The 1,589-nt window shown below is 73.9% G+C and carries 1 protein-coding gene and 1 pseudogene; both read left to right on the forward strand.

The features are described 5' to 3' along the window. Positions 1-138 precede the first annotated feature (138 nt). Entirely contained in the window at positions 139-1,128 is a 990-nt protein-coding gene (locus Q0L54_RS10345; RefSeq protein WP_296667864.1) for a hypothetical protein, read from the forward strand. A gap of 9 nt (positions 1,129-1,137) precedes the next feature. Next, a pseudogene (locus Q0L54_RS10350) lies at positions 1,138-1,589 on the forward strand (adenosine deaminase); the annotation flags it as partial.

Genomic DNA, 1,589 nt, shown 5'->3' on the forward strand with positions numbered 1-1,589 from the left:
GAGAAGGAGAAGCGTATGGCTCGCGGGCTCAAGGCGCTCGGCGAGGCCCGCGACGGCGCCGGCACCGTCGAGATCACGCCAGGTGGCTCGGTCACGCGAGAAATCATCCTCGGCGCCGTGGGCGCGCACACCCTCTAGATGGCCTGGACCCTGACCTCCGCCGCGGCACGCCTGGGCGCGATGCTGCACCTGGGCGAGCGCAGGCCGGATGACGAACCACTGAGCTCGGAGGGGCTGTTTGCGCGCGCCTTCGCGCGCGCCGTGGAGCAGGCCTCTGCCGCGGACGCCAAGGGCCTGAGGGTCGCGCGGGAGCAGATGGGGGACGATGCGGCCGTGCTCGACCGTGCCGTCGCGTCCGGCGCACCCCTCACCGCCGTCGCCGCGCTCGCCGCCGGCTGGGACGGGCTCTCCTCCGAGCATCGTCGCGTGGTCGCCCATCCCACCGCCGGGAAGGCCGACGACGGCGCGGGCCCCGTGCTGTGGGCCGGGGTGCGCGCCACGCAGGTCGACCAGACCACCTGTGGCGCCGCCACCATGGGCGTCATGCGGATGGCCGGAGACCCCTTCATGGCGCTGTGGATCGCGACCGGTCGCAGCCTGTCGGGGTACGTCCCGCCGGAGGCGCTCCACGCCGAGGCCGAGGGTTTCGAGACCCTCACCCTCGAGGAGCGCTGGGTGGCGCTCCAGCGGGTGCTTCACGCGCAGACCACGGCGAGCGCGCTCGGGCCGGTGGCGTGGCCGCGATCGCTGGGCACCCCGCCGTGGAAGGTCGACGACCGCACCCGATTCGCGGGCCTGAGGTTCCGCGGCAGCCTCGTCGACGACACCTCGCACGAGGCGCTGGCCCCGGCGCTCGCGCACGCCCGACGGGCGCTGGCGGACGGGATCCCGGTGCCGCTGTTCGCGTCGGGCGACTCGTCGTTGGGGCTCGACACGGTGATCCCGCGCCACGTGGTCCTGCTGGTAGCGGACACGCACGACGGCTTCCTCGTCTATGAACCCGGCGCGGGCGCGGTGCTCCCGCTCCGCGACGCGGACCTGCGACCCGATGCGGGGCGGCTGCCGGCCCTCGGCAACTGGTCCCGTGCCTCCTGGCTGGTGATGCCGGTGCCGGCCCGGCGCGACTAGCCTGGTCGCATGACCCTCACCGAATCCGAGATCCTCGCCCTGCCCAAGGTGCTGCTGCACGACCACCTCGACGGCGGCCTGCGCCCCGCCACCCTCATCGAGCTCGCGGCGGAGATCGGGCACGAGCTGCCCTCCTCCGACCCCGATGAACTCGCCCGCATCTTCGCGGAGAACGCCGACTCCGGCGACCTGGTCCGCTACCTCGAGGCCTTCGCCCACACCACGGCCGTGATGCAGAGCGCGGCGAACCTGCGCCGCGTCGCGCGCGAGGCGATCCTCGACCTCGCCGCGGACGGCGTGGTCTACGCCGAGCTGCGCTACGCGCCCGAGCAGCACGTCGCCGGCGGGCTGTCGCTCCAGGAGGTTGTGGAGGCCGTTCAGGAGGGTATCGAGGACGGCGTGTCGGCGGCTCTGGAGAACGGCTTCGCGATCCGCGCCGCCGCGCTGCTGGACGCGATGCG

Source organism: Demequina sp., from assembly GCF_024642165.1.
In the GTDB taxonomy this organism is placed as follows: Bacteria; Actinomycetota; Actinomycetes; order Actinomycetales; family Demequinaceae; genus Demequina.